Raw genomic sequence first — 22,913 nt, 5'->3', positions numbered from 1 at the left:
CTTACGATCGACTAGCTGGCACCTTGCCGATCGGCAAGCTATCGTCCTGCCGATCGGCAAGTGATTCTCGGCCGGCGAGCGGGCCACCTCCCTGCCGATCGACAAGCTGAGAGCCTGCTGAGCGGCAGGCTAGGCTTAGGGCCGCGTTCTGCCGAGCACTTCGAGGAGGAGACATGACCTCGACTCCGTCGCGTGCGCCGGTTCCCACCGAGGGCACCCGTGCCCGGCTGCTCGACGCCGCACTGGACCTGTTCACCCACTGTGGCTTCGCCGGCACGTCGCTACAGATGATCGCCGACCAGTTGAGCGTCACGAAGGCGGCCGTCTACCACCACTTCAAGACCCGCGACGAGATCCTCGCGGCGGTGGTCCGACCGGCACTCGACGACGTACGAGAGGTGATCGAGGCGGCTTCGGCGCAGCGTACGGCGACCGCGCGGGCCGAGCGGATGCTGACCGGCTGGGTGGATCTCGCCCTCAAGCACCGGGCGCTGATCACCCTGCTCCAGACCGACCCGGCGGTGAAGCCGCACCTCAAGGACGAACAGAACGCCGCGATCCTGCTGGAACAGCCGCGCGAACTGCTCGCCAGCCACCTCACCGGACCGACCCGACAGGTGAACGGCCAGGTGGCGCTGCTCGGCATCGTCATGGCGGCGTCAACGCCGGAGCTGCGCGAACTCGACGACGAGACCCTGCGCGAGTTGCTGCTCGACGTCGGCCGGAAGATCCTCGGCCTACGCCGCCCCCGGACGGCCTGAGCCGCGCCAACCGCCGGCGTCGGACGCTGACGGCGGACGATTGCACCTACGCTCAGCGGGAGATCGCCCGGGCCGCCGGCCCGGGGATCGACGAAGCAGAGGGAGGCCGCATGCTCCGCGTCGCGTCCGTGAGCCGGACGTTCGGTGACCGGCGGGTGTTGCACGACATATCGTTCGCCATCGAGGCGGGCCGGATGACCGGTTTTGTCGGCGCGAACGGCGCCGGTAAGACCACGTCGATGCGCATCATCCTCGGCGTGCTCGCAGCCGATTCGGGCGAGGTGACCTGGCACGGCGAGCCGCTCACCCGGAGCATGCGCCAGAGCTTCGGATACATGCCCGAGGAGCGTGGCCTGTATCCGAAGATGAAGGTCCGCGAGCAGCTCGTCTACCTGGGCCGGCTGCACGGGATGAGCGCCCCGGCGGCCCGGCGCAGCAGCGACGACCTGCTGGAGCAGGTGGGACTGACCGAACGGGCCGGGGACGCCCTGGACACCCTCTCGCTCGGCAACCAGCAGCGGGCCCAGATCGCCGCCGCGCTGGTGCACGACCCGATCATGCTGGTCCTGGACGAGCCGTTCTCCGGGCTCGACCCGATCGCGGTCGACGTGATCGTCCGGGTGCTGCGGGAACGGGCCGCGCGGGGCGTACCGGTCCTCTTCTCCAGTCACCAACTCGACGTCGTGGAACGGCTCTGCGACGACCTGGTGATCATCGCGGACGGTGTCATCCGGGCCGCCGGCAGCCGCGCCGACCTGCGCCGCGAGCACGCCTCGCCGCGCTACGAACTGGTCGTGGAGACCGACGCCGGATGGGTACGGGAGCTGCCCGGCGTCACCGTCGTCGACCTCGACGGGGCACGGGCGGTCGTCGACATCAACCCGCCCACGGACGACCAGGAGGTCCTGCGCCGGGCCCTGGAACGGGAGCCGGTACGCGCGTTCCGCCCGATCGTCCCCACCCTCGCCGAAATCTTCCGGGAGATCGCACGATGACGCTGACCAACCAGACCCGGCCGTCCGACGGTCCGACCACCGACACCGACGCGCCCCGGGCCACCACCTCGTACTGGCAGGCCGTCGGTTTGGTCGCCGGCCGCGAGATCAGCACCAAGCTGCGGGACAAGGCGTTCCTGTTCAGCACGGTGTTCTTCCTGTTCATCACGATCGCCGCGACCGTACTGCCGGCGCTGCTCGGCGGCGGTCCGTCGAGCGTGGCGGTGGTCGGGGCCCAGGCCGCCGAGGCGCTCGACCGGGCCGGGCTCGAGGTGACGACGGTCGCCGACGAGCAGGCGGCGCGGGCCCTGGTGCTGGACGAGGAGGTCGACGCGGCGGTTGTGGTGGACCCGACCGGGCTGCGGGTGCTGGCGCTGGACGACGCGCCGAGCGACGTGGTCAGCGCGTTGAGCAGTGCTCCCCCGGTCGAACTGCTCGACCCGCTCGCGGTGGACCCGGTGGTACGGGCGCTGATCCCGATCGCCTTCGGCATGATCTTCTTCTTCACCTCGATGACCTTCGGCGTGCAGATCGCGCAGAGCGTGACCGAGGAGAAGCAGACCCGGATCGTGGAGATCCTGGTCGCCACGGTGCCCGTACGCGCGCTGCTGGCCGGCAAGGTGATCGCGGCCAGCACCCTGGCGATCGGGCAGATCGTGCTGATCGCGATCGCCGCCCTGGTCGGCATGACGGTCACCGACAGCGGCACGATCATGTCCCAGCTCGGTCCTGCGATCGGCTGGTTCGTCCCGTTCTTCGTGGTCGGGTTCGTGCTGCTGGCGGCGATCTGGGCGGTAGCCGGGGCGCTGGTCAGCCGGCAGGAGGACATCGGCTCGGTGTCGATGCCGGTGCAGATGCTGATCCTGGTGCCGTTCTTCGCGGTCGTCTTCGGCAACGACAACAACACCCTGATGACCGTGCTGTCGTACCTTCCGTTCTCGGCCCCGACGGCCATGCCGGTACGGCTCTTCCTCGGCGAGGCGGCGTCCTGGGAACCGGTGGTGGCGCTGGTGGTCCTGCTCGCCTCGGCGGTGGCGGTGGTGCTGCTCGCCGCCCGCCTGTACGAGGGTTCGCTGTTGCGTACCAACGGTCGGACCTCGCTGGCCGCCGCCTGGCGCAACCGGGGCAACTGACGGATCGGGGCGGGGTCAGCCGGCCGGGACGAGGGTGGCCGGCGACTCCGCCTCCGGCACCAGCAGCCGGGGTGTTCCCGCCCCGTCCGCCGGGACCGACCAGACGTCCGGCCGGCCATCGGCCTGCCGCAGCGTGTACGCGACGGTCGAGTCGTCCAGCCAGGCCGCCTGGTCGTCCACGCTGTTCGTCTCCGCCAGCGGGGTGGTCGCCATGGTGGCCAGGTCGAGCACGCTGAGCCGCCAGCCCTTCGTCGGGTCACCGTCGACCGCGGACTTGTACGCGATCCTGGTGCCGTCCGGCGACAGCGACGGGCACTCGACGTTCTCCTTCAGCGTGCGGGCCGTACGCGCCGCGAAGTCGCCCTGGATCAGGTAGCGCCGCCCACCGGCCGACATGGTGGCGTAGAAGGCGTTGTCGTCGCGGGTGAACGTCACGCCCCAGAAGTTCGCGTCGACCGAGCGGAAGGACCGCCCGTCCCGGGTCACCGCGAACTCCTCCAGCGAGCTGACCAGCGTGCCGGTTCGGGTGTCCAGAATCCCGGTGCGGGTGGAGAAGCCACCGCTGTTGTACGAGTCGCCGCCGACAAACGTCGTCCAGCCGACCATGCGTCCGCTGGCCGAGACCCGGGCCCGGTTCGGCAGGCCCGGGATCGCGAACGAGCGGGTCTCCCGAAGCCGCTCGTCGAGCACCACCAGCCGGTACGCCCACTGCGACTCGGGCCGCAGGCACACACCGGTGCCGGCGGCGGCGTACGCCCGTACGCACTCGACGTCGGAGATGGTCCGCTCGCCCGTGGGATCGTCGGCCGGCACCGTGGCGAGGTGCCGGTCGGTGACGGTGAGCAGCCGTGGCCCCGGCCGCAGGTCCAGTGGCTCCCCGTGGGCCGAGGTCGGCACGGTCGGGTCGGCCGAGCCCCGGCCGGCGGCGAACCGGATGTAGCCGACCGCCACCGCGGCGAGCACCACCGCGCTGACCGAGGCCACCACGATCCGACCCCGGGCGGTGAGCGCGCTCACGAGGCCACCCGCGCACGACGCAGCGACGGTTCGGTGCCGAGCAGGACGAGGGTGGCGACCACCGCCACGCCCACGCAGGCCGCCGCGACCCGGCTCGCCACCGCCGGCCCCCAGGTCTGCCAGGCGAGGCCGAACAGGACCGACGAGACCAGGTACGCCAGCGCCTGCCCGGTCTGCACCAGCGCGATCCCGGTGGCGCGCAGCCGTTCCGGCAGCACCGGCCCGGCCAGTGCCATCAGGATGCCGTCGGTGGCCGCGTAGAAGAACCCGTACAGGGCGAGCGCCAGGCCGAGCAGCGGCCAACCGCCCACCGGCCCGAAGAGCAGCAGGTACGTCACGGTCAGCGCGACGTACCCGGCGATCATCACGGTCAGCCGGCCGAAGCGGTCGGCCAGCACGCCCAGCGGTGCCGCCAGCAGCAGGTAGGCCAGGCTGGTGCCGACCGCCAGCAGCGGAAACCAGACCACGCTCAGTTCCTCCCGGCGTTGCAGCAGCAAATAGACAAAGCCGTCGCCGATGGTGGCGAGGCCGAGCAGCCCGGCCGCCACGGTGAGCCGGCGGACGGGTCGGGCGCGCAGCAGCGCCAACGCCTCGCGCACGGTCACCGTCGGCGGGCGCGTCCCAGCCGCATCGGCGGGCGCGGTGGCGGCGGCCGGTGCCGGCGGGCGGTGGTCACGTACGAACAGGACCAGGACCACCACGGCGAGCGAGGCCAGGCAGAAGCTGGTGACAAAGACCGCGTCGTACGACTGCCCGGCTGCGGCCAGCACCGCGAGCGCGACCAGCGGTCCGAGGAAGGCCCCGACGGCGTCCATGGTCCGGTGTACGCCGAACGCCCGACCGAGCGCGTCGGGCGGGGTGGAGGCGGTGATGAGCGCGTCCCGGGGGGCGGTGCGGATGCCCTTGCCCATCCGGTCCACGGCGATCACGAACCCGATCGCCGCCATCGACCGACCGGCGGCGATCAGGCCCAGTTTCGCGACGGCGGAGAGCGCGTACCCGATGCCCGCCATCAGCTTGCGGGCACGGATCCGGTCGGCGAGGTAGCCGCCGACGACACGCAGCACCGCCGTCGCTCCGGTGTAGACGCCGTCGACCACGCCGTACGCGAGCGGGCTGAGCTGTAGTCCCAGCACCAGGTAGAGCGGGAGTACGGCGCTGACCATCTCCGAGGAGACGTCGGTGATCAGACTGACCGTACCGAGGGCGACGACGTTGCCGCTGACCAGGGCGAGCCGGCGACGGCGCCGCTGCCGGTCGGTCGGTGCCCCCTGTGCCTCGGCCGGCGGCTCGTCCCCGGTCCCGGGTCGGTCGATGGTCGACAGGTACAAGAGTCCCGCACCTCCACCCGCGTCTGTTCGTACGGACGCCGGTCGGCGTCGCCGGTGCACCAGGGTCTATCCGGCTCGACGGAGGTACAACCCGTGCCAGACACCGGCCAGGTATGTGATCGATGAACAATTCGTGTCATCGGCGGCTATGCCCACTGTGCACCTGAAAGTTCACCCGGATGCGGACGTCCCGTTCCCTTCAATTCCCTAGATTCCGACCGCCCCACCCCACTCCACACGAAGGGAACATCGGATGGGTACCCGCCACATTCGACTCGGACTGACCGCTGGCACAGCGGTGGTCCTGGTCGCGGCCACCGCCACGGCGCTGCTCACGGCGACCGGACCGGCCGCCGCCGCGACCTCCACCTTCACCCCGGTCGCCGACACGTACGTCCAGCAGGACACGCCGACGACCGGCTACGGCACGTCGAACCAGATCACCGTCGACAACTCCCCCGTACGCCGGATGTTCCTGCGCTTCACCGTGACCGGTGTGAGCGGCACGGTGACCGGCGCGAAGCTGCGGCTGCGCACGATCAGCGGCAACGACGGCAGCAACAACGGCGGCGCGTTCAAGGTGGTCTCCAGCAACACCTGGTCGGAGACCGGTACGACCTGGAACAACCAGCCCGCCATCGACGGCGCCTCGGTCGGCTCGATCGGGTCGGTCACCGCCAACGGCTGGTACGAGGTGAACGTCGCCGCCGTGGTGAAGGGCAACGGCACGTTCAGCTTCGGTGCCTCGTCCACCAGCACCGACGGTGCCTACTACGACAGCCGGGAGAGCGGGGCCGACGCACCGCAGCTCGTCATCACGACCGGCACCTCGAACCCGACCCCGACCGCCACCACCGCGCCGCCCTCGGGTGACCCGGTCCTGGTCGGCGCGGGTGACATCGCCACCTCCGGCTCCGGCGACACCGCCACCGCCGCGCTGCTCGACAACATCTCCGGGACCGTCTTCACCACCGGCGACAACGTCTACAGCAACGGCACCGCGTCCGAGTTCAACAGCTACTACCAGCCGACCTGGGGCCGCCACAAGGCGCGTACCCGGCCGTCGCCGGGCAACCACGACTACAACACGTCGGGTGCCTCCGGCTACTACAACTACTTCGGATCCGTGGCCGGACCGTCCGGCCAGGGCTACTACTCCTACAACCTGGGCAACTGGCACATCGTGTCGTTGAACTCCAACATCAGCATGTCCGCCGGTTCGGCCCAGGAGCAGTGGCTGCGCAACGACCTGGCCGCCAACCCGAAGGCGTGCACGCTGGCGTACTGGCACCACCCGTTGTTCACCTCGGGCGCCAACCACGCCCCGTCCACCTCCACCCGCCCGCTCTTCCAGGCCCTGTACGACCACAATGCCGACGTTGTTGTCACCGGGCACAACCACCAGTACGAGCGGTTCGCCCCGATGAACCCGGCCGGCACCCGGGACACCACCCGTGGCGTGCGCTCCTTCGTCGCCGGCATGGGCGGCGCCGACCACTACGGCTTCGGCACCATCCAGGCCAACAGCGAGGCGCGCAACAGCGACACGTTCGGCGTACTGAAGTTCACGCTGCACGCGAACAGTTACGACTGGCAGTTCGTGCCGGAGTCCGGCAAGACGTACAACGACAGTGGCACGAACGCCTGCCACTGAGCACCACAGCTAGTCCCGGCCGCCGCCGGTACCGCCGGCGGCCGGGACGCCGGTGGACGACTCGGAGAGATGTATTTCGGTGTCCACTGTCGTAGGGCTCGACTATGGTGCCGGCAACGGGGATTCGAAGATCAGTCAGAACCCCATGCCCTTTCCCCTTTCACCCCCAGAGGAAGAGTATGAGCAGATCACATCTGCGTGGGCTCGGTACGGTGGTCGTCGCGGCGCTCGTCGCGACCCTGTCGGTGGGCGCACCAGCGCAGGCGGCGGTCGCGACCGGCACCATCGCCGGCACGATCACCGGCAACGGCGCTCCGGCATCCGACGTCACGGTCTATGTGAGTTCCGCGGACGGCAGCTTCAACGACGCCACCACCACCAATGCCTCAGGGCAGTACGAATTGACGGGCGTCCCGGTCGCGGAGTCCGCGTACCGGCTCACGGTCGAGCCACGGGGCGGCCCACGCCAGTACATCCCGGGCAAGATCGACGAGGAGGCGGCCACCCTGTTCTCCGTCGCGGCGGACGGACGGACCGTGGCCGACGACTCGCTGCTACCGACCGGCACCATCACCGGCCGCTTCACCGACCCTGCCGGCAACGGCGTCAGCGCCTGGGTCAGCGCTCGCCCCTTCGACGGCAACGGCGTCGAGGTCGGCCTGAACACCGACGTCAACGGCGCCTACACGCTCAACGCGTGGCCGGGCACCTACCGGGTCGAGTTCTTCTTCGGCAACGGCCGACAGTGGGCGTACGGCGCCGCGACCGAGGACCGGGCGACCCCGATCCAGGTCGCCGTCGGGCAGACGGCGACGGTCAACGACGTCAGGATCGGCACCGGGACGATCACCGGCAAGCTGACCCGGGCGGACGGCTCCCCGGCCGCCGGATTCCGGGTCGGCGCCGAGAGCAACGAGAACTTCGGGTACGCCACCACCGACGACTCCGGCGCGTACCAGCTCACCGACCTGGTGCCGGGTGGCTACCGGGTCTACTTCGAGCAGTCGTCCGGGGTCCGGCAGTGGGCACCGCAGTCCCACGGCCGGGATGACGCCCGCGTGTACGACGTGACCGCCGGCTCGTCCACCACGATCGACGAGCGGTTCCTGCCGACCGGCTCGATCGCCGGCCGGTTCACCGACCAGGCAGGTCACGGCATGGGCGACGTGCAGGTGCAACTGTCGGGTACCGACGACTTCGTCACCGCCTACACCTCGGCCGACGGCGACTACCGGATCGACGGAATCTTCCCGGGTAGCTACCAGGTGTCGTTCTACCACTGGCAGACCAATCTCAGCCAGTACGCCTACGGCAAGCTGACCCAGGAGGCAGCCGACCCGATCACGGTGACGGCGGACCAGACCACCACGGTCAACGACAGTCGGCTCCCCACCGGGACCGTACGGGTGACCGCCAAGGACAGTGTGACCGGTGCGCCGATCAGCCGGTTCTCCGCATCGATCGGTAACACGTCGGGCGAGGCGACCAGCGGCAGCGCCATCCTGTCCGACGTGCCGATCGGCACGCACACCGTCTCGGCCTACGCGGCGGGTTACCGCTACGAGGACCGGGCCGCGACCGTGACCGTGGTCGCGGGAGAGCAGAGCGAGGTACAGCTCACCCTCAGCCGGCTCGCCACCATCACCACCAAGGTCACCGACCGGGCCACCGGCGCACCGGTGGCGGGGATGTGCGTGTTCGCCCGGCCAGTGAAGACCTTCTCGCTGCCGGACGGTTGCGGCGACCTCACCGACTCCACCGGAGCGATCAGCTTGCGAGTGTCCGACCCCGGCACCTACAACCTCTTTGTCCTGCCCAAGGGGAACAGCCCGTACGGCGCGCAGTGGGTCGGGCTGGACGGCGGCACCGGGGACCAGGGCGCGGCCCGTCGGGTGACCGTCGAGGCGGGCGCCAGCAAGTCCGTACCGACGATCAAGCTGGACCCGCGGGGCGTCGTCACCGGAAAGGTGACCGGCACCGACGGCCTCCCCGCGCGGGACGGATCGGTCGGCATCGTCGGTCCGGATGTCGGCGCCGGTGTCGACACCCGTTATTCGCCGGTCGCCGCCGACGGCACGTACCGGATCGACTGGCTCGGGCCGTACCAGTGGCCGTTGCAGTTCGAGGCCGCCGACCACGCGATCCAGTGGAGCGGCGGGGTCGGGAACCGGCTCAACGCGCAGCTCGTGCCGGTGGGCGTGGGCACACCCACGGTCTTCGACTACCAGCTCAAGCAGGGCGCGACCATGACGATCACGGTGCCCGGCGCGTCCGGCTGGGACCGGGCCGTGATCCGCAACTCGGTCACCCGGGACCCGATCGCGGTGGTCGACAGCCAGACCTTCGCGGCCGGGGTGCAGATCCCGGTGATCGGTTCACAGAAGGTCAAGATCGAGTTCAGTGGACGCTGGTACGGCGGTACGGACTTCGCCAGCGCCACGCTGGTCACCGTCCCCCGCTCCGGCAACGTGCAGATCGTCTACCCGGCGAGCTGACCGGCCCGACGCAGAACCAGCACGTCACACCAGTGGAGGGGCACCCGACGGGTGCCCCTCCCGCGTACCGTCACCAAATGCGTCAGGCCGTCCCGTCCGCCGGGGTCTCGTCGCCGGGCTGGCGCAGTCGGGCGTAGACGTCGCCGGAGCGGCCCAGCGGACGGTAGCGTTCGAGCAGTCGTACCAGGTCGGGCAGGTCGAGCCAGCCGTCGCTGGCGTACCGCATGGTTTCGACCGGCGAGTAGTTGTAGCGGTAGCCGGCGGCCGTGGCCCCGAGCCGGTCGACCATGTCGAGTACGGCCATCGCGGCGTCGTGTGCCGGCGGCAGGTATTCGAAGGAGAGCGCCCGCACCGGCTGGCTCAGCCCGGCCAACACGTCCGCCTCGAAACCCTCCACGTCGATCTTGCAGAAGGCCGGTGCGCCGTGGGTCGCGATGAGGTCGTCCAGGGTCGCCACCTCGACCTCGACCGAGCGGTCCCACCGCACCCGGGAAAAGCTGTGGTCGGCGGTGACGGACTTGATCCAGTCCGGCGACATGGACGAGACGGTCGGCGTGGCGGTGGACATCGCCAGACTCGCCCGCCCGGCACGCGCCCCGACCGCGCCGGGCACGATGGTGACGCCCCGGTCCCGACCGAAGAGCAGACGCAGGACGCGCAGGCAGTCGGGCTGCGGTTCGACCGCGACCACCCGGGCACCGAGCCGCCGCCAGGTACGCACCCGTCCGCCGACGTGCGCGCCGATGTCGAAGCCGATGTCGCCCGGCCCGAGGAACTCGCGGTAGAGCCGCAGCGCCCGTCGATGTTTGCTCGGTTGCCCGTGATAGATGATCAGCGATCGGGCCAGTCCCCAGGCTCGGCTCAGCATCGGCTGAACCTACCACCGAACGGTCAAAAGGCCCGCAGGAAGCGGTCGCGGAACGTGTCCATCGGCCAGACCGGAGCCTTCGGGTCCGGGTTGAGGCCGTCCTGCCAGCCCCAGTCGGAAATCCGGTCCAGCACCGCCGGATCCCGGGCCACGATCGTGATCGGCACGTCCCGGCTCGCGCCCTCACCGGTCACCAGCGGCGAGGGCTGGTGGTCACCGAGGAAGACCAGCACCAGGTTGTCGTCGCCGTACGTCTCGACGTAGGAGATGAGGCTGTTCAACGAGTACTCGATCGAGTGCCGGTAGTCGGCGCGTACCCGGGAGGTCTCCCGCGACTCGGTGTCCTCCGCGTCGGCGGTCGAGGCCATCGGCGCGAAGACCGAGCCGTCGCCGACGTCGTCCCAGTCGACCATTTCCGGAACCGGTGTCCAGGGCGCATGGCTGGAGACGAGCGGGATCTCGGCCATCAGTGGCGGCCGGTCCGTCCGGCTCCGTTCGAGCCGCTCGAAGGCCGAGAGGGTGTACTGGTCGGGCATCGGGGCGAAGCTGAACTTCGGGCCCCGGTATCCGACATCGTCGGCGCCGTAGATCTGGTCCGAGGCGAAGAAGCCGGCCTCCGGCCAGTCCTGGGTCAGGGCGGGCATCATCATCACCGTCCGCCAACCGGCGCGACGGAAGGCGCCGTTGAGCGTCGTCCGGTCACCCCTGACCAGGTCGTTGTAGCGCTGCTGGTTGTCGGCCCACACCCCGGAGAGGAGCGTGGCGTGCGCCAACCAGCTACCGCCACCGGCCGTCGGCGAGGTGAGGAAGGCGCTACGGGAGGCGAACCCGGCCGCGCGCAACCGGCCGGTCCCGGCGTCGAGCAGCGCGTCGACCCGGGGCGCGAGCTCCGGATCCTCGACCGCGACCCGCCCGTAACTCTCGACGAAGGAGACGACCACGTCCTTTCCGCGTAACCCGGTCAGCAACCGGTCGGCGGGGGTGTCCCGGAACGCGTCGTCGGCGGTCTGCGCGGCGAACACCTCGTGGTCGCGCAGACCCGCCCGCACCTGGACCGCGCGGTCGTGGGCCGCGCTCGCCACGGTGTCGGCGGCGATCGGCACGCCCGGCACGATGTGCGCGCCGAGCACCGCGCAGGCGGCCCAGGCCAGGGTGAGGACCGCGACGGTACGCGTGGCGGTGCGCTCGTGCGCGACCACGATCCGGGCCACCCGCAGCACCGCGAGGGTGACAAGAACCAGCACGACGAGAACGAGCAGCACGGCGGCGACCACGGCCGCGATCGCGGCGGCCCGCCCGTACGACTCGGTGAGGAAGTCCGTGCCGGCCCGGAGGAAGGTCCAGTCGAGGATCGGGTCGAAGGGGCGGGCGAGGACCATGAAGAACCCGACGTCGACGATCTTCAGGACGAGGAGCAGACCGAGCAGCGCACCGGCCAGCACCGCGACCACCCGTCTCGGCCGGGCCGGCAGGACGAGGAGCAGCGCGGTGCCGAGCAGCGCCTCGATCGGGATGCGGACGAAGGCGTACGGGGTGAGGCGGCCGAGCTGGTTCGGCGCGAGGATGGCGATCAGCACCAGTAGGCAGGCGGTCGCCGTGGTCGTACCGGCAAGCACAAAACGCCAGCGGGGTCGAGCCGCGTCGCCGACCGACGTCGCCCGCTCCTGGTGACCCTCCGTGTCAGACTTGGCGTTCATGTGTAGCCGACCGGCCAATTGACGGCAGCGGGTGAGGATCGACATTCCGCAGGGCCTCCTGTACGCGACATGGTGCCGGTCCGACCAACGGGCCTTCACCCGTATCCGGCCACCCAGCTTCGTGAACAGTGCATACGTAGTCTGCCCCCACCCGGGACCCGGGTCCGATGCTGGGGTGGACGCGGCCTCGCGACAGCGTCGACTCGCCGTGGTCCATCGCTGGCACACCGGCTGTCTCGTCGCGCACGGTGACCAACCGTGGGAGGCGTCGGCGGACTTCACCGACCTGCTCCGCTGGACAACGCCCACCAGACTGGATCCCGTCGCAGCACAAGCAGCCAGCTCGCCACGATGTCCGCGTCCGCGCGGCACCGAGATGTCGGAGGACAGCGAATGCTCTCGCCGGTCCTGGAGATATACGTCGTGTGGCACCCCGGCGACCGCGCAGGGCAGCCGATAGCCGACGAACTGGTACGGCACTTCCACGGCTCCCGCTTCACCGGTCTGCTCGGCGGGGCGGTGGAGGTGTACGTACGCAACCACGGGTGGCGCGGACCCGACGACGCACCCAGGCCGATCCCGATGCCACGCGTACCGTCGGAGCGGGGGCTGCCCCAGGCCCGGTTCACCGCGGTCGTACCGCTGCTCGACTACGAGTTCGCGCACGCGGTGGAGCCACGCCACGGCCCCTGGCACCGGTACGCCCTCGACATCCTCGCTGGCCAGCGGGGCGACCCCGGCCGGGTGGCGATCTTCCCGCTGGTGCTGCACAAGGGGGCCGTCGAGGAGACCGAACTCGGCCGGCTGCTGAACCGCTTCCACGGCATCGACCGGGGACCGCGACCGGCCGACGAGCCCGAGTCGGAGCGTCGCTGCCGCGATCTGTCCCAGGGCATCGCACAGTTCGCCGGTGGCACGGCCGGTGGGCGGCTCACGGTGTTCATCAGCCACACCAACCAGCCGGGGCAGCGCGAGCAGAGCACCGTACGGGAGCTGATCAGCCTGGTCCGGTCGACCATCGGCGGGACCCGGCTCGATGACTTCTTCTCCACCAGCGACCTCCAGGTCGGCACGGACTGGGGGGACGCGTTACGGGCCAACGCGGCGTCGAGCGCGCTGCTCGCGCTCCGTACGGATCGCTACGCGAGCCGGGCGTGGTGTCAACGGGAGATGCTGATCGCGAAGTGCGCCGGGATGCCCATCGTGATCCTGGACGCGCTGAACGAGGGTGAGGAGCGCGGGTCGTTCCTGATGGACCACGTGCCCCGGGTGCCGGTCCGACGTCAGCACGGCCAGTGGCTCGAGCCGGACATCCGTCGCGGGGTGAACCTGCTGGTCGACGAGTGTCTGAAGCGGACGCTCTGGCTACGACAGCGAGATCTGACCGACACCGCCTCCGAACTCGACGTCGCCTGGTGGGCACCGCACGCACCGGAGCCGGCGACGTTCGCCGCGTGGCTGACGGAGGTACGCGGCAAGGACCCGTCGGCGCTGGCCGGGCCCGTACGCATCCTGCATCCCGATCCACCTCTCGGGCCGGACGAGCGGCTGGTGCTCGACCAGATCGCGGCGGCCAGTGGGATCGAGGAACCGCTGGACATCCTCACGCCCCGCTCGCTCGCGGCCCGAGGAGGCTGACGTGTCGACCACCCCGCTCCTGCCTGTCGATTCGCTGGCCGGCGTACGGCTGGGCATCTCCGTCTCGGAGTCCACCGACCTTGCCCGGTTGGGTCTACTCGAAACGCACCTCCGGCTCGCGCTCGGCGAGCTGACCAGGACGGTGCTGCTGACCGGCGGCTCCCTGCTCTACGGCGGGCGCCTCGCCCCGGATGGCTACGCCACCTTCGTCGCCACCGAGTTGCACCGCCACACCCGCCGCGACCGGCCGTTGGAACTCTGCCTCGCCTGGCACGAGCACCGCCGGATGACACTGTCCGACCTGGAGAGGTTCCGCCAGGAGCTGGGGTTGGTGGGACGGCTTGTCTGCCTCGATCCGAACGGTGTCCCGATCGCTCCGGCGGACGGTCGGGGCGAGCCGCCCGAGCCCGTGACCGAGCCTCGGGATCGACACCGGGCACTGACCGGGTTGCGGCACTTCATGCGTGACCGGCAGCACGGGCGGGTGTTCGTCGGTGGCCGGCGGTACGGGTTCGAGGGCTCGACCCCGGGCCTGATGGAGGAGTCTCTGGTCGCGCTGCGCGCCGGTCAGCCGATCTACCTGGCCGGCGGCTTCGGCGGTGTCACCTCCGACATCGCCCGGCTGCTCGGCGTGGACGACGGTGACTGGCTGCCCCCAGACCCGCGGGAGCCGTCGCCGGAGCCGGGTTTCCTCGCCGGGTGCGACCTGTTGCGGGAGCTGACCTCGGCACCGGGCTGGAGCGGGCTGGCCAACGGCCTGAGCGACGAGGAGAACGGCTGGCTGGCGGTGACACACCGACCGAGCGACATCGCGACTCTGGTGGGCCTCGGGCTGGGCCGGCTCAACAGCGCCGCCGGCTGACAACGGCGGTCCGGGGGCGCTCGGTGGGCGTCGCGCTCTCACCGGGTCGCATCGTCCCCTTCCCGGGACACCGGCCGTTCGGCGCCGGCCGACCACCGTACGTCGGCGATCGGGCGCCCCAGCGGCCCGTTCGGACGGACTCCGCCAACGGGCAACGGACAACACTGCCCGTGCCCGACCGCTCGCTCCCATCATGGTGGTGCCGGGCGGGACGGGCACCACGCCTATGACGAGGCGGTGGTCGTTGACCCCCGTCCGGGGGAGGGCACAATGAGCGCCACGCCGAGATTACGCGGCCTGATCCTGACGACGGTCGCCGTTGTCGTGGTGGCCGCCTGTGGTTCCCCCGACGAGCCGGAGCCCGAGGCGGTGGCGCCGGCCCCGTCGGTCACCAGCCTGACGCCGACCACACCGCCACCGACCACGTCGGCGCCTAGCCCGACCTCCGCCGCGCCGTCCCCGAGCGACACCGAGCGCGACGAGCCCGAGCCGGAGCCGGAGGAGGAGCCGCAGGACGAGGAGTTGGACGGGACCTGGGAGGGAACCGTCACCATCTCGGTGGACTACTTCGCGCCGTGCAGTGCCAGCTTCGACTGGATCGAGGTTGGCTCGCAGTCGTATCGCCAGCCGGCGCAGGTAGCGGTGAACGCGCCGCAGCAGGACGACGGGAACAACTTCCAACTCTCCATCTCGACCTCCCGGCAGACCACCGAGGCCGGCTTCACCATGGTCTCCAGCGGTCGGTTCAACACCAGCTCCGGCCCGCTCACGCTGACCTACTGGGACCTGACCGAGAACGACGGCCGCATCTCCGGACGGCTGGTCGACACCCACTCCGCCGAGGGCGTTGCGCAGAACCTGTTCTACACGAACAAACGCCTGGACCCGTGCAGCGATCGGTTGGGCAGCGTGCTCGTACCGCTGTTGATGGATGTCGGCACGACCATCTCCGGTCGGCTCGGCGACCGCGACGGCTCCCTGCGGGTCGAGGGCCGGACCACCGACTGGCTGCGCGGCTACCGGCTCGACTTCGACCTCGACCGGGTCGACTGACCGGATCCCCGACGGGCGGTCCCGCTCGCGGAAACGATCGATTTGGGGGATCGCGTGTCACTGGTCCGACGAATGCTCACCCGACTCCGCCGGCCGCCCCTGCTCGAAGCCTGGCACCGGTCCGGCAGGCGGCGATACGAGCGCGGCGACTCGGCCCGGGAGATTCGGCGCCTGATCCGGGAGGCCGGCGACGGGTACGCGTACCACCTGTTCCTGTCCCACGTGCGAAACCCGGACGCCGTCACCGCGCAGCGCGTACGTCGCCGGCTGCAACGGGTGGCCCGACGCTGGTGGGAACGCCGGCAGATGAGCGTCTTCCTCGACGTGGACCGGATCGCCGCGGACACCGACCTGGCCGGGGTCATCCGAACGGGACTGCGTACCTCGGCCGGACTGGTCCTGCTTGCCCGACCGCTCTCGGCGAAGTCCCACTGGGTGACGGAGGAGTTGCGCTGGTGGCGGGAGAACCGCACCGAACGTCCGATCATCGTACGGACCGGCGGTGAGATCCACTGGGACGGCGCGGCCGGCGACTTCGACTGGCCGCGCACCACGGCGCTGTCGCGTGAGGTCTTCGCCGGCTGGTACGACACCGAACCGCTCTGGGTGGACCTGGCCCGCCCGGAGCAGGTTGACCGGGCAGCGGTGGCCGTCGCCGCGTCGCTCCTGCGGATGGAGCCGATCACGCTCGCCGGTGAGGAGCGCCGACGACAGCACCGTCAGCTCGCGCTCGCCGCGACGGCGGTCCTGCTGGTGGCGGCGCTCGGCGCGACCTCGCTGGTCTACGCGGACTCGGCGTCGCGGGCCCGTGCCCGGGCCGCGATCGAGGCCCAGGACAGGACCGCCGAGCAACTCGTCCGCGCCGCGCAGACAGCCGGGGTACGCACGGACGTGGCACTGCTGCTGCACTCGGCGGCGTACCGGGTGGCGCCCGGACGGCAGGCGCACACCCTGTGGCAGCGGGCGATGACGTACCCGGGTCTACGCCGCGTGCTGAGAATGCCGCCGGACGTGACGGTGGACACCGTACGCGAGGTGGCGTTCAGCCCGGACGGCCGCTGGCTGGCCGCGGCGACCAGCCTGCGCGGCGGCATCGGCGCGGCCGGCACGAGCAGCGCCGACGGGAGCCTGCCGCGATCGGCCGTGCTGCTCTGGCCGGCGTCCGGTGACGGGATCGGCACACCGGTGCCGGTGCCGGCCGGTGCGGTCGCCGCCACCAGCCTGGCCTACACACCGGACGGGACGGCGCTCGCCGTGGGCGACCCGAGGGGAGCGGTCACCCTGGTCGGCGTGCCGTCGAACACGACGCGGCAGCCGCCGGTGCTGGCGACGCTTCCCGCGCCGGCCGGGTCGGGGTTGCCGGAGGTCGACCGGTTGTCCTTCGCCCCGGACGGCCGCAGCGTCGCGGTCAGCCACGCCGACGGTACGACCCGGGTGTGGGACCGGCACACGGCGCGCCCGCTCACCTCATTCGGCGGACGCCGAACGGTCTTCGCCCCGGCGGGAGCGACCATCAGCACCCTGGCTCCGGACGGACGGGTCGTCGTCCGACGGACCAGCGACTACGCCGTGGCCAGCACGATCACGCTGCCCGACGTGGCGGAGATCGCGTACCGGCCCGACGGCCGGCAACTGGTGCTCGGCACCGAAGCCGGGACACCCGGGGTGTGGCTCGCGGACCTGCCCGCCGGGCGCCCGAGGCCGGTGTCGGGCACGTTGCCGGGGACGGTGCTCGGGCTCGGCGACGGCGACGTACTGACCAACGACAGCGGGGTCGTGGTCACCGACGCCGGCACGGCCACGCCCCGGACAGGGTGGCGTCCGCCGGGCATGTCGATCCGCTCTCTGGCGTTCCGGCCGGGCGGCACGGTGTACGCGGCGGCCGGCCACTGGCTCGACCAGTCCCTCCGTGGCGGCATCACGCTCTGGGACGCCGACCCGACCGCTGTCCCGGTCACCCGGGTCTCCGCCGTCACCGCACCGGGCAACGGGACGCCGCAGCCGGGCATGCTCGCCTCCACCGCCCTGTCGACCAGCCCGGACGGCCGACTGGCCGCCGGGGTCAACGGACGCCAGGTGACGGTCTGGTCGACCGTGGACGGTACGGCCCGCCACCTGACCTTCCCGGTCACGGCCATCGCCCCCGCGCCGGACGGCGGGCCCCCGGGCCGACTGGCGTTCAGCTCGGACAGCGCGACCCTGGCGGTGACCGGGCCGGACGGCAGCGTAACCGCGCTGGCCACCGGGCCCGACGACACGGGGCCGCTGAGGGCCCGGTCGAGGCTGGTGCCGGGGACACCGGCGCGGGACCTGGCCTTCGGCCCCGACGGCGACGTACTGGCCGTGGCAACCGGCGACGGCGTACAGCTCTGGGACCTGGCGAGGCAGCGGCTGGTCCGCACGCTCACCCACCCCGAACCGCCCGCCGACGTCACGGCGGTCGCGTTTGACCGAGCCGGCCGCCTGTTCGCCACGGACGGTCGGCGGCTGGTCCAGTGGGACGTACGCGATGGCAGGGCGTACCCGTTGCCCGCCCTGGACGGGGCGTTCCGGCTCACCCGGCTCGCCGTGGCACCCGGTGGCACGCTGCTGGCCGGTACGACCGACGGCGGCACGATCGTGCTGTGGGACCTGGCCGCCGGCCGCCGCCTGGACTCCGTACTGACCGCACCGGTGCCGGTCCGGTCGCTGACGTTCGGCGGTGCCGGCGGGCTCACCCTGAGCGCGACCGGATCCACGGTCGTCCAGTGGAACCTCGATCCCGAACCCGTTCTGGAGTGGATATGCGACGTGGTACAGCGCGACCTGGAGACGGCGGAGTGGCAGACGTACGGCGCCGGCGCCAAACCCCGGGTCTGCCCGGCCCCGCCCCGGTGACGTCCGAACAGATGCCGTCGCCCGTGCCCGCGCCGGACCGCGCGACCCGCGGGCGACGCCTCGGGTGGCGGCTCTGGGCGCTCGCCGCGGTGGTCGTGCTCGGTGCCGGGTGTGGGCGGCCCGGGCCGGTCGCGGAACCCACGGCCCGGGGACCGTCGTCCACGAGCCCGACCGCGCCGGTGGCGGCCCCGGCCGAGACCGACCTGGCCGCGCTGCTGGTCCGGCCGCCCGGACTCACCGACGTGCCCGGCGACCCGCTCTCCGGACCGATCGGCCGGCACGACGTGGGTCGGGTCTTCGTCGACCACCCGGACGACCCGGCGACGGTGCTCGGGCACGGCTTTGTCGCCGGGCACGTGAACGGCTGGAAGTCGCCACCGCCCGGTTTCGACCCGACCGCGACGACGATCCCGGCCACCACCGTCGTGATCGCGATGGTGTTGCGCTTCGACACGGTCCCGAACGCCGACGCGGTGCTGGCCCACTTCGAGCGGCACAGCCGGGAGGACGGTTACCTCCCGTTCCCGGTACCGGCCGTGCTCGCCGGCGGTTACGGTTTCCAGATCGGCCCGCAGGCCGGTATCACCAGCCGAAGCGTCACCTGGCGGCACGGCTCCGACCTGTTCCAGATCACCGCCCAGTATTCGGACCCGCCGGGCACGACGGAGCAGGTGGTCGAGCTGGCACTGACCCAGGAGCGGGCGCTGTGACCCGGACGGCGACCCGTCGTGGCCCGGTCCAGCCAGCGTTCGGTGCCACCCGAGGTCGACGCCGGGTCACGGACGTCGCGATCGGCCGACTCGGCCGACAGCCGTCGGGCCAGAATTGTTAGGCCGCCGGCCGGCGCGGGAACCATGCCCCACACCTGTTGTCCGGGACGCTTCCGCACGACAACAACGGCCGGGAGTGATGTCCATGCAGGAGCCGGGCGAGGTGCTGGTGGTCCAGCCGGGCGTCGAGCTACCACGGTGGTGGCACGCGAGTGTCTTCCTCGCCGGCCCGACCACGGGCTCGACCGTGCTGCTGCCCTGGCAGGAGGAGGCCGTTGACACGCTGCGCCGGCTCTGGACCGGCCCCGGCCGGTTGGTGGTCTTCGTTCCCCGCCTCGGCGACGGAGCCGAGCCGGTGGACGGCGACGACTGGTCGGGAGCCCGGGTCGACCAGTCCGACATCGTGCTGTTCTGGCTGGCCGAGGACGACCACCCGGTGTCCCGCAGTGTCACGCACGTACTGCTGGGCAGTTGCGAGAGCACCGGGCGGGTGGTGCTCGGCCTGCCGGCGCACGATCCACAAGGCGGCTACCTGCGTCATCGCGCCGAGCGACGGCGCATTCCGGTCGCTACGAGCATCGCGGCGACCGTCGGGCACGCGCTGTCACTGATCGGCTCCGGCGCCCGCCGGGACGACACGCACCGGGAAATCCCGCTGACGCTGTGGCGTACCGACAGCTTCCGGCACTGGCTCGACACAAAGGAGCACTCCGGCCACCGGCTGCAACACGCCCGGGTCACCTGGAACCTCCTGCCTCGGCCACACGGCGACGTCTTCCTCTGGGCGGTACGCCCGCACATCTTGATCAACTCCGAGGACCGGGTCAAGAAGAACGAGATCGTGATCGGCCGGACCGACGTGGCGAGCGTGGTCGCGTACCGGCCGGGCGCGACCCTGCTGGAGACCGAGATCGCGCTGGTCCGCGAGTTCCGGTCACCGGCGGCGACCAGCGACGGGTACGTGCACGAGCTGCCCGGCGGTAGTCAGCTCGACGACGCGCCGCCGGTACAGGTCGCCGCGACCGAGTTCGAGGAGGAGACCGGCCTGCCGCTCGACCCGGCCCGGCTGCGCCCACACGGCGTACGGCAGCCGGTCGGCGCGCTCTGCGCACACCGGCAGCACCTGTTCAGCGCCGAACTGGACGAGGAGGAGATCAGCCGACTCCGTTCGACGGCCGGCACCTTCGGCCTGGCCGACGAGGGCGAACGGACGACGGTGGAGGTCCGCACCTACCGGGAGATCCTGTCCGACCGGCTCGTCGACTGGACCACACTGGGCCTGCTCTCGGCCGCGTTCGCGGAAGTGTTCGCCCAACGCGGGACGGGGAGCGGCCGACGTGGGACCGAGGGGCGGTCGGTCGGCTGAGACGGCATCGAGGAACGTGCCGCAGGCCCCGGGCCTGACACCCGAGGTGGTCGGGTGCGCCCGCGCTCTAGGCTGGACCCGGGGAGGCGGGCCAGCACGACCGATGAGCGGCGGGCCAGATGACAGGTTTCGGCACGGAGATGCAACGCCTACGTCTCGTCGCGGGCATGAGCCTGGGCGAGTTGTCGCGGCGGATCTACTACAGCAAGGGTCACCTCAGCAAGGTCGAGAACGGACGTCGGGGTCCGAGCCCCGAACTGGCCCGCGCCTGTGACGCGCTGCTCGACGGTGGCGGCGCCCTGGTACGCCTGGCGACGCCGCCGGAACAGAACGCCGCGACGGCCCTCGCGGAGATCGGTCTCGGCACCGGCGCCTGGCGCCTGGAGCTACGCCCGGACGGGTCGGGCACGGTCCAGATCGGCGAGCAGAGTCTGCCGCTGCCGACGGCCGGTGACCGGACGGCCGACATGGAGAGCGTCTTCGACGCCGTACGACGCTGGGGCCGGGTCGCCTCGCCCGCCGCGGTGCTGCCGGTCCTGATCGCACAGTTGCACGTGGTACGCGCCGCGGCGGCCGGCACGACCGGACCGGTGCGGGTGCGGCACATGGCACTGGCCGCCCGGATGAGCGAGTTCGCCGGCTGGATGGCGCAGGAGGCCGGTGACTCGCCCGCCGCCCTGTGGTGGACCGATCTCGCCGCCCGGCTCGCCGAGGAGGCGGGCATGGCGCAGATGTCCGACCACGTGCTGATCCGGCGCGCGCTGGTCACGATGTACGACAGACAGCCGGCCCAGACGATCGCACTGGCCGAGCGTGCCCGGTCCCGTCCCGGAGCGTCGCCCCGGATACGGTGGCTCGCCGCGCTGCGCGAGGCACAGGGGTACGCGCTCGCCGGTGACCAGAGCGGCTGCCTGGCCGCGCTGGACCGGGCGCGGGAACTGGCCGCACTCGTACCCCCGGCGGTGGACACCCGGCTCGGGCCGGAGACACCGATGGACCTGCACGCGGTGACGACCGCCTGGTGTCTCTACGACCTCGGCCACTTTGCCGCGTCGGCGACATTGTTCGACCAGGAGGTGCCGCGCATCCCGACCGAGTCGACCCGCTCGTACGCCCGGTTCGCCACTCGCCGGGTGTTGGCGCATGCCTCGGCCGGCAACGTCGACCGGGTCTGCGAGCTGTTGCCGGAGGTGCTCGACCAGGCCGAGCGGGCGGACTCGGCGACGGTCCGGGCCGAACTGCGTGCGCTGGCTCGCACCACCCTGCGGTGGGCCGGCCACGCCGACATACAGCGGCTGCGGCCCCGGCTCACCGCCGAACTGGCCCGCTCTCCCGGCGGTTACGCGGCGGCATCGGCCGGCACCGGGCGCTGATCGCTCCCGCCCTGGAGTGGCGCGACACTCACGACGGATGATCGAGCATTCTGACCGGATTCGGGCTGACCCAGGTGATGCGCAGCCGCCCCGGCGTGCCCCGGTGCAGCGAATGCTCGAACGGCGGCTCGAATCACGCACCGGACGGTGGTGACGCCGCAATTCTGGGCACCCGCTTGTCAGACCGGAAAAGAGTTTCCCGTTGCCTCTTCCACTTCCGACCGGGTACGCGATCGACACGACTGTCGAGCTTCTCCGTCGGCCGCGCCCGTGGCGGGTGAAACGGTCGTGGCGGAGCCGTCGTCACCGGACGCGTGCCGGTGCACCTGGAGGTCGGCATAGATGATGATCTGGGCTCCGAGCACCCCGACGGCGACGAGTTCGATGACCGAGACCGCGACAACCCAGACGTCCGTGACGCCGGCCGCCCAGACGACCACGATCGCGGCGAGCGGGGACGCACAGAATGTCGCTAGGTCGACAGCGAGTTGGAGCAGCTTGCGGGATCTGCGGCGGACGTCGGCGCGATGGGCGAACTCCCAACCGAAGACCGGAACCTCGGAGCGGGTCATCGCCAGGAGTGACGGAATGAGCTCTTCGCGGATGTAACGGCTGATCGCAGAGACCTTCTCGTCGTTGACCAAGTATGTCCAGCCGAGCACCACCGACACCGGCGGCAGAAGGAGCAGCAAATAGGGCCGACCTGGGCTTTGCAGCACTGCGGCGATCACCGCGGCCATCGATCCCAGGGAGGCGTAGAGCAGATTGTCCCGGAATCCAATCCGGGTGTTCTGCTCCTCCTTCAAACGTTCGTACTCCGCGACGAGCAGGGTGCCCGGCGTGATCTCGGTGTTCACGATCAACCTCTCTCGCGGTCACGCCGTCGGGGTCACGGATCATGTACAAACCCGCACTCCCATCACCCTAACGTCGGCGTCCAAGTCGGACGCATGCCCGTTGCCGTCTCAGTCATTCGGACACTGTCGGACGTGGATCGGTGTTGAGACATCTTTCGACCTTCAC

17 protein-coding genes are annotated in these 22,913 nt (G+C 71.2%); 12 read left to right on the top strand and 5 right to left on the bottom strand.

All coding sequences use genetic code 11. From position 1 onward, the window contains the following. The first annotated feature begins 173 nt into the window (after nucleotides 1-173). The 3 genes from ACI2K4_RS06765 to ACI2K4_RS06755 all read left to right on the top strand — a co-directional run bounded on the left by ACI2K4_RS06765 (nucleotide 174) and on the right by ACI2K4_RS06755 (nucleotide 2,889). A complete protein-coding gene (locus ACI2K4_RS06765) occupies nucleotides 174-761 on the top strand; it encodes a TetR/AcrR family transcriptional regulator (RefSeq protein ID WP_404509375.1) in 588 nt (195 codons plus the stop codon). 110 nt (nucleotides 762-871) lie between these two features. Then, the gene (locus tag ACI2K4_RS06760) at nucleotides 872-1,756 is read left to right on the top strand and encodes an ABC transporter ATP-binding protein (protein WP_404509373.1); all 885 of its coding nucleotides are present in this window, start codon (nucleotides 872-874) and stop codon (nucleotides 1,754-1,756) included. Next, nucleotides 1,753-2,889, top strand: coding sequence for an ABC transporter permease (locus ACI2K4_RS06755; RefSeq protein WP_404509372.1), 1,137 nt, complete (start codon nucleotides 1,753-1,755; stop codon nucleotides 2,887-2,889). The genes ACI2K4_RS06760 and ACI2K4_RS06755 overlap by 4 nt, the downstream gene beginning before the upstream one ends. Nucleotides 2,890-2,904: 15 nt before the next feature. Here the strand turns inward: ACI2K4_RS06755 and ACI2K4_RS06750 are convergent, their stop codons facing one another. Further along, the gene (locus ACI2K4_RS06750) at nucleotides 2,905-3,906 is read right to left on the bottom strand and encodes a TolB family protein (RefSeq protein ID WP_404509371.1); all 1,002 of its coding nucleotides are present in this window, start codon (nucleotides 3,904-3,906) and stop codon (nucleotides 2,905-2,907) included. Next, on the bottom strand, nucleotides 3,903-5,237 hold the full coding sequence (locus ACI2K4_RS06745; protein WP_404509370.1) for an MFS transporter: 1,335 nt from the start codon (nucleotides 5,235-5,237) through the stop codon (nucleotides 3,903-3,905). The genes ACI2K4_RS06750 and ACI2K4_RS06745 overlap by 4 nt, the downstream gene beginning before the upstream one ends. Before the next feature lie 253 nt (nucleotides 5,238-5,490). Here ACI2K4_RS06745 and ACI2K4_RS06740 point away from each other — a divergent pair, with 253 nt between their 5' ends. Further along, nucleotides 5,491-6,891: a DNRLRE domain-containing protein gene (locus ACI2K4_RS06740; RefSeq protein ID WP_404509368.1), complete on the top strand. Its 1,401-nt coding sequence runs from the start codon at nucleotides 5,491-5,493 to the stop codon at nucleotides 6,889-6,891. 179 nt (nucleotides 6,892-7,070) lie between these two features. After that, a complete protein-coding gene (locus ACI2K4_RS06735) occupies nucleotides 7,071-9,386 on the top strand; it encodes a collagen binding domain-containing protein (RefSeq protein WP_404509367.1) in 2,316 nt (771 codons plus the stop codon). Nucleotides 9,387-9,468: 82 nt separating this feature from the next. Here the strand turns inward: ACI2K4_RS06735 and ACI2K4_RS06730 are convergent, their stop codons facing one another. Then, nucleotides 9,469-10,254: an FkbM family methyltransferase gene (locus tag ACI2K4_RS06730; protein ID WP_404509365.1), complete on the bottom strand. Its 786-nt coding sequence runs from the start codon at nucleotides 10,252-10,254 to the stop codon at nucleotides 9,469-9,471. Nucleotides 10,255-10,277: 23 nt separating this feature from the next. Further along, a complete protein-coding gene (locus tag ACI2K4_RS06725; protein ID WP_404509363.1) occupies nucleotides 10,278-11,951 on the bottom strand; it encodes a sulfatase in 1,674 nt (557 codons plus the stop codon). 393 nt (nucleotides 11,952-12,344) lie between these two features. On the opposite strand from ACI2K4_RS06725, the gene ACI2K4_RS06720 reads away from it, so the two are divergent. From ACI2K4_RS06720 to ACI2K4_RS06690, 7 genes are all read left to right on the top strand, one after another. Then, nucleotides 12,345-13,589, top strand: coding sequence for a hypothetical protein (locus ACI2K4_RS06720; protein WP_404509362.1), 1,245 nt, complete (start codon nucleotides 12,345-12,347; stop codon nucleotides 13,587-13,589). Nucleotide 13,590: 1 nt separating this feature from the next. After that, nucleotides 13,591-14,451, top strand: a complete 861-nt coding sequence (locus tag ACI2K4_RS06715; protein ID WP_404509361.1) for a hypothetical protein — start codon at nucleotides 13,591-13,593, stop codon at nucleotides 14,449-14,451. Nucleotides 14,452-14,721: 270 nt separating this feature from the next. Continuing rightward, nucleotides 14,722-15,504 carry a hypothetical protein gene (locus ACI2K4_RS06710; RefSeq protein WP_404509360.1) on the top strand — a complete coding sequence of 261 codons (783 nt, stop codon included), beginning with the start codon at nucleotides 14,722-14,724 and terminating at the stop codon, nucleotides 15,502-15,504. Nucleotides 15,505-15,576: 72 nt separating this feature from the next. Then, nucleotides 15,577-18,381, top strand: coding sequence for a WD40 repeat domain-containing protein (locus ACI2K4_RS06705; RefSeq protein WP_404509358.1), 2,805 nt, complete (start codon nucleotides 15,577-15,579; stop codon nucleotides 18,379-18,381). Between the two features lie 11 nt (nucleotides 18,382-18,392). Continuing rightward, complete coding sequence (locus ACI2K4_RS06700; RefSeq protein WP_404509357.1) at nucleotides 18,393-19,091, top strand: hypothetical protein; 699 nt, start codon at nucleotides 18,393-18,395, stop codon at nucleotides 19,089-19,091. A 199-nt stretch (nucleotides 19,092-19,290) separates the two neighbouring features. Further along, the gene (locus ACI2K4_RS06695; RefSeq protein ID WP_404509356.1) at nucleotides 19,291-20,517 is read left to right on the top strand and encodes a hypothetical protein; all 1,227 of its coding nucleotides are present in this window, start codon (nucleotides 19,291-19,293) and stop codon (nucleotides 20,515-20,517) included. 140 nt (nucleotides 20,518-20,657) lie between these two features. Beyond that, on the top strand, nucleotides 20,658-21,890 hold the full coding sequence (locus ACI2K4_RS06690) for a helix-turn-helix domain-containing protein (RefSeq protein ID WP_404509354.1): 1,233 nt from the start codon (nucleotides 20,658-20,660) through the stop codon (nucleotides 21,888-21,890). A gap of 179 nt (nucleotides 21,891-22,069) precedes the next feature. On the opposite strand, the gene ACI2K4_RS06685 is transcribed toward ACI2K4_RS06690, so the two are convergent. After that, nucleotides 22,070-22,747, bottom strand: a complete 678-nt coding sequence (locus ACI2K4_RS06685) for a hypothetical protein (protein WP_404509352.1) — start codon at nucleotides 22,745-22,747, stop codon at nucleotides 22,070-22,072. Between the last annotated feature and the right edge of the window lie 166 nt (nucleotides 22,748-22,913).

The sequence above is a fragment of the Micromonospora sp. NPDC050397 genome, assembly GCF_044901685.1.
In the GTDB taxonomy this organism is placed as follows: Bacteria; Actinomycetota; Actinomycetes; order Mycobacteriales; family Micromonosporaceae; genus Micromonospora_G.
Note: the sequence above shows the minus strand (reverse complement) of the source record. Positions and strands in the feature narration are given on the sequence as shown.